The organism is Streptococcus sp. HMSC065H07, assembly GCF_001837325.1.
In the GTDB taxonomy this organism is placed as follows: Bacteria; Bacillota; Bacilli; order Lactobacillales; family Streptococcaceae; genus Streptococcus; species Streptococcus salivarius_H.
In genome coordinates this window covers 1-6,092 of the sequence record NZ_KV832031.1, presented here as the reverse complement: position 1 = coordinate 6,092, position 6,092 = coordinate 1, and the positions used below count along the sequence as shown (strand labels likewise).

Genomic DNA, 6,092 nt, shown 5'->3' with positions numbered 1-6,092 from the left:
TGATGCCATTGGATTCAATCGCCTGTTGGGCGACTTGAAAACTGTTCATAACCCCAAGATTATATTTGAGGCTATAGGCGTCTATTCTCGACGTCTTCAAGCCTTTCTTGAAGAATATGGTTACACTTACACACGGCTAAATCTCAGCTTGTATACAATCGTAAACCAACTTACGTGCAGGAAGAAGTTTATCAATACCTGCATGATTTAAGCCGTTTCTATCAAAATATGACAGAAGACCTTGTTCGAGCTAAAAAGCGTCTGCACAAGGTCCTACAAGTCACCTTTTCCTCAATTGGAAAATTTCTTATCCACACCAACTGGAGAGCAATATTGGAACTTACTGATGGCTTTTCCATGCAAAGAGTTTGTATAAAGCCTTTCTCAAAGTGACTTGTGTGAAATTATCCGCCAATCTACCTCCAAACGTATCTCTGAAAAGCGTATTGCTTACCTGACTGATGAACTTATAAAACTCTCTAAACTATCTTTTTGTGCAATCAAGAAAACTTCTCAAATGCTTGAAGAGGTTCGTCTTTCTGAACGCAGACAGGTTGTCTTAAACGACTTGGTAGCTCTAGCTCAGCCTTTACCAGAGTATGACATCTTACGGTCAATCCCTGGCATCGCAGAAACCACGGCGACGTCTATCATTGGCGAATTGGGAGATATTCGTCGCTTTCAGTCTACCAATTCCTGCCATAATGCTGACTTTTATGAGAAACGAAAAAGACAATACCTTCAACAAATCCTCATGCAGTTCCTTCAATACATCGTCTCATTCAGACAATGTTTTACCTCAAGTACTAACCTTTATCATCCCTGCTAAAAAAACTGTCAAGTTTGACTATCCATTTAATTGTATCTCCTTATAAATAAGGTCTCGTTTTTTGAGTGATTAATTCCCAAGTTACTATGAAGAATATAGCATTAGCTTTATACACCCCTTCACATAATATTTTGTGTATAAAAAGTATTGATTTGTCTTTGGCCTTAAAAGTACTTAAAATTATATCCTTTCCCCTTTATTCATTCTAAATACTATTTAAATACAACACTTTCTGAGTTGTATAATAGTTTACCACTAGAGAAACGAAGTTGAGAACTCCTTAAAAATCTTTTTTCAATCACTTCATCTACTGCAACATCGTCAAAATGGATAACTTCTCCGACTTTTTTCAAACATCCAGCTTCACTTGAATCAAGCAAGCTGAAAATTTTCGCTAGATCTGGAACTACTCCGACACCGGCGTATTTAAACAATTCGGCTAGAGGAATGTAATTGGTTAGTGTCTTCAATGGTAAATTCTGAACGTATTCCCTACAACCTTTCATGAAGGCTAATTTTTTTACCTCATTTTGTTGACGACTATTTGTCAAACTAGAAATCCTTACTTGGACCTCTTTTGAAGCTAGGTTATTTTGTCCCGCAAGCAACATATCAAATAACATATATTGATAGTACGTTGATATTACATCTTTAGCTATGGATTTAGCTTCAGTCTCTGGTTTTCCCTCTTCGATTAGCTTTCTCCAGAGTTTATCAGAAATATCTCTAGTTGCTTGATAAAACCATGGTGATCCAAACTTCTTATATCGAGTAATTGCAAATGGTCCTTCTGAATCAATCATATACTCAATAATGGTTCGGCATAGGTCATCATTAAATTCATAAATAAATGATTCTAACTTTTCTTCTAGGTCTTCTAAAGTAATTATCTTTGGATTATTGGCTGCTGTTGTCATTGTCCTACTCTTATTGTCAATCAAAAAAATTGGTATTTACTTCGTTACACTTGATTCGTAATTAATATTATCTTGTTCCTAAAATATCGTCAGTAGATACACCAAAATACTCGGCTATAGCTATAACGTTTTCCATACGTATATTAGCTCCATTCTCCCACTTGTCAATAGTCCCTGCATCGACATCTAGGTCATGAGCTAATGTTTTCTTTGACAATTTCCGTCGTTGTCTCAAGTCCGAAATAATATTTCCCATGTATATATAACCTGCCTAATCAATATAGTCCTGAAATGATTTTACTATTTTTATGGCAAACAATCAAGAAAATTTCATAATAAAATTACACCTAACTCATATTTTTTTAATTAAAAAGCTATGATTTTCTACTAAAACATGGATTTGTTTTAATTATAACTTAGCGTTAAATTAGTAATTATTTCATTTTCATTCAGTTTGCCACCGTCTTATATAGCTATTTTATACAGTCTATAAAGTCTTTTGAATACTGTTATTTCTACATTTGTTTATTGTTTCTAAAACTGCTATAATAATTTTGATTATAAAAAATTATAATTTTTTTAGGAAGATGTTATAGGGATAATACATGAAAGAGTGTAAGGATAGTAATAATTTAATGGGGGAAATGTTTACTGACCGATTAATTAAACTCCGACAAGCTAGAGGTTGGACTAAAAAGGAATTTAGTGCCAAAATAGGGAAAACACAACAAACTGTTGGAAAGTGGGAAAATGGAAGTAATGCCCCTACATTTAAAGATCTTGTGAAGTTAGTTGGATTATTTGGGGTGACGTCAGACTACTTACTAGGATTATCGGACTCACCAAGCAAGTATGCTTACCCACCAATTAACGACAATAAGCAAGAGCAAGTAGAGGAAATGTTTAAGGAGCTTGATGAAGGAAACCAAGACGCGACTGTTGATTTCATAGAAAATCGATTAGATAATCAGCACATCTCTAAAGAAATCAAAGAAAACGACATTAAAAAACAAATAGGCATTAACGAGGAACGACCAACAAAAAGGGTCAGTATTTATGCTAGAGTCGATGCACAAGGCTTTGAATTATCGGAAGTCCCAGTTGACTGTCTTGACTACCCTGTGCCTATTCCAGTACATGATATAGCACTTAAGGTTGTCGGTAATTCCATGGAACCTATTTTTTTCGATGATGAAGTGATATTTGTTATGAAGAACTCTATCCTCCGAACAGGTGATATCGCTATTGTACGGTTAGATAGTCGGTACTACGTAATGAAGGTATGTAAAAATAGTGAAAATGGTGACATTGTTCTTAACTCGCTAAATACTGATGAGACAGCTATCACTCTTATCAAGAAGAAAAGCTGCACTATCTTTGGTAAAGTTGTCCTAATGTAAGTTTGGTCTTTAAATAGTAAAGAAGTATAAGTAAAACTTTATGATCCATATAATAGCGAATACAAGAGAAAACGGCAACCCCTATGGAGTTGCCGTTTTCTGCAGTACATAACTTACAGAAATAAAAGAAAGTAACTTCATTATACTTTCTTTCTGCTAAAATCTCAATAGTTGCAAAATATATCTTAACTAAACCTTCAACTATTTTTTTAACAATATGAATCTCAAAATAATAAGGAGAAACGTAAATTGACTTAGATCAGTGATTTTGATAAAATTGTGTTAGTAAAAAGAAGTTGAGGAGTCACTCAACTTCCATGTAGAGCCGTTTAAAAGACGGTGGCTAGTTTAAACGAAAATAATCCATCCGTCTTACTTCGCCAAAAGTGGGGACGGATTATTTTTTGTCATCGTCTTTAAAGAGTTTGTAGCATAAACCTTTTAGAGCGATGGTAAAACTACCAAAGCCTAGAATGGTTTACACAACCTCAAACGCTGCCAAAACTACTTTCCTTTCTACCGGATTTTGAATGCTTGCCCATAGCAATCACTTGTAGTATTGACTTCCTTTATTTGAGTGTAAAATGAGCTCTTCTTTGTTTGAAGATTATAATTTCAAGCAAAGTCAACGAATCCATAAAGGGGTTGGCCTATTTTCTGACACACTTGAAAGCTTGTTTGATTAACACTCCGTAACTCTACTTGAGTTTTTACACAAAATTATTGACAGTATCTTGCAGAGTTATAGTAAACGTGAATTAAATATATTTATCAAACTTTAGGATAATTAAGGATGCATTATATCAGTCTGTCCCAAAATCAACATTTGACAAAATAGTGGGAACCAACACTATTCAAAAATTTGAACAGTTAGAGAAAATTTTATAAAATCAAAGCCTTGATTTGCTTTTATGTTTTTGTTATGATTTACACTATCGAATAGGGGTGTAGTACTGCGGTCTATGCTCAAAAGGGGGGATGCTTCCACCCTTTTATTTGGCTCTTTTTACCATATACCAAGCTTATCAAGTCTTTAAGAATAAATGAGACAAGACAGTGCTATTCTGAGGTTACAGCTTTATTTTCAAAACTTATTGAGCCATAAAAGAGTATACGAAAATAACACCTCATCTGGTATGTTTTAAACTAAAATATATCAAAGCCATATAATAGAATCCATCAATAAATGCCTGACCCCTTCCATTGCGAATAAGAGATGTTTTTCATAATGTTTTTAGTGAACATACCACGAGTATCAATAACCATAAAAGATTTTTTATAGTCATTATAAAACATAAAAACAGACTCTATTTAGGGGAACATAAATCCTCGAAAAATATTGCAAATTTTTAATCATCTTGATATAATCACAATTGTAGGCTTACACACCATACAATAATAATTCAATCTTCCCTTAGTCTCTAATTAACTTCTATACATAGAGGCTTTATACTTACATTATTCGTCACATAAAAATTTTATGTGAGTGCCTACTACTAACTAGGGTATCTCCCTAGTTTTTTTGCGCTTTCCTTTGAAATATTTTATTTGACTCTTTTCTACCATTTATCAAGTCTATCAAGGCTTTAAGTAAAAAAAGAGAGAAGACAGTAGCTATTCTGAGGTTACTGTCTTATTTTTAACACTTTTTGATCCATAAAAGGGCATGCTAAAAAACACCTCATCTGGTATTTTTTGAAACAAGGTGTTACCCTAATACGGCATAGACAGCCTTATCGATTTTGGGTCAAAGAGTAATCGTAAAGTTTGTTATGCGTAATGAGGTAAAACATTGTCTGAATGAGACGATGTATAGAGGCAATCGTATGTGGCTTAGTTGAAGCTATTATCAATTGTCTTTTTCGTTTCTCATAAAAGTTAGCGATATGGCAGGGATTAGTATGACTAGCTGAAGCAATGTTTTGAATGCACTTGTACAGAATTTTTCTTGCATAAGGATTCCCATGCTTAGTGATATGCTCTTGACCTAGGAAATCTCCCGATTCATAGTGTTTGAGAACAATACCGATAAAAGCGTTGATTTGATTAGCAGACTTAAAGCGACGAATGTCTCCTAATTCGCCAATAACGCTTGTAGCCGTTGTTTCTGCGATACCAGGAATTGACCGTAAGATGTCATACTCTGGTAAAGGCTGAACTAGAGCTACCATGTTGTTTAAGACAACTTGTCTGCGTTCAGAAAGACGAAGCAATTCTTGAGCATAGTAACGGACCTCTTCCATCATGGGAGAGGTTTTCTTGACCGCACAAAAATATTGTTTAGCGAGTTTTATAAGTTTATCAGTCAGGTAAGCAATACGCTTTTCAGAGATGCGTTTGGAGGTAGATTGATGGATCATCTCACACAAGTCACTTTGAGATAGGCTCAATACAAACTCTTTGCATGGAAAAGCCATCACTAAGTTCCAATATTGCTCTCCAGTAGGTGTGGATATTAGCTTCTCCAATTCAGGAAAAGTGACTTGTAGAACCTTGTGCAGACGATTTTTAGCTCGAACAAGACCTTCATTCATATTTTGATAGAAACGGCTTAAATCACGTAGATGTTGATAAACTTCTTGCTGCACGTAAGTTGGTTTACGATTGTGCACAAGCTAAGAATTAGCCAACTTTTCAGCGTCAATTTTATCTGTTTTACGAACTCACAAACTGTTCAATTGCTTCTTAGCTTCCAGTGGATTTAGCTGTGTGTAAGCGTAACTATATTCCTCAAGGAAGGCTTGAAGACGTCGAGAATAGACGCCTGTAGCCTCAAATATAATATCAGGGCTATGAACAGTTTTCAAGTCGTCGCCCAACAGGCGATTGAATCCAATGGCATCATTGAGTATGGTGTAGCCATGAACCTTCTCACCGTTGACTAAAATTGCTACCTCAGAACTTGTTTTACTTACATCAATTCCAAATACTGCACGCATGACATTA

3 protein-coding genes and 2 pseudogenes are annotated in these 6,092 nt (G+C 34.9%); 2 read left to right on the top strand and 3 right to left on the bottom strand.

Annotated features, from left to right (window positions below; genetic code table 11):
* Positions 1 to 810 (top strand): annotated as a pseudogene (locus tag HMPREF2637_RS10835) (transposase); the annotation flags it as partial.
* A gap of 231 nt (positions 811 to 1,041) precedes the next feature.
* On the opposite strand, the gene HMPREF2637_RS04735 reads toward HMPREF2637_RS10835, so the two are convergent.
* Positions 1,042 to 1,746, bottom strand: a complete 705-nt coding sequence (locus HMPREF2637_RS04735) for a hypothetical protein (RefSeq protein WP_070839251.1) — start codon at positions 1,744 to 1,746, stop codon at positions 1,042 to 1,044.
* Positions 1,747 to 1,813: 67 nt separating this feature from the next.
* Positions 1,814 to 2,002 carry a helix-turn-helix domain-containing protein gene (locus tag HMPREF2637_RS11725; RefSeq protein WP_002887206.1) on the bottom strand — a complete coding sequence of 63 codons (189 nt, stop codon included), beginning with the start codon at positions 2,000 to 2,002 and terminating at the stop codon, positions 1,814 to 1,816.
* Between the two features lie 349 nt (positions 2,003 to 2,351).
* On the opposite strand from HMPREF2637_RS11725, the gene HMPREF2637_RS04725 reads away from it, so the two are divergent.
* Complete coding sequence (locus tag HMPREF2637_RS04725; protein WP_070839250.1) at positions 2,352 to 3,146, top strand: helix-turn-helix domain-containing protein; 795 nt, start codon at positions 2,352 to 2,354, stop codon at positions 3,144 to 3,146.
* A gap of 1,733 nt (positions 3,147 to 4,879) precedes the next feature.
* Here the strand turns inward: HMPREF2637_RS04725 and HMPREF2637_RS04720 are convergent.
* Positions 4,880 to 6,085: pseudogene (locus HMPREF2637_RS04720) on the bottom strand (IS110 family transposase).
* Between the last annotated feature and the right edge of the window lie 7 nt (positions 6,086 to 6,092).

Bases quoted from the DNA above. Each gene is read 5' to 3' on its own strand.
- HMPREF2637_RS04735 (WP_070839251.1), bottom strand. From the start codon at position 1,746: ATGACAACAGCAGCCAATAATCCAAAGATAATTACTTTAGAAGACCTA.
- HMPREF2637_RS11725 (WP_002887206.1), bottom strand. From the start codon at position 2,002: ATGGGAAATATTATTTCGGACTTGAGACAACGACGGAAATTGTCAAAG.
- HMPREF2637_RS04725 (WP_070839250.1), top strand. From the start codon at position 2,352: ATGAAAGAGTGTAAGGATAGTAATAATTTAATGGGGGAAATGTTTACT.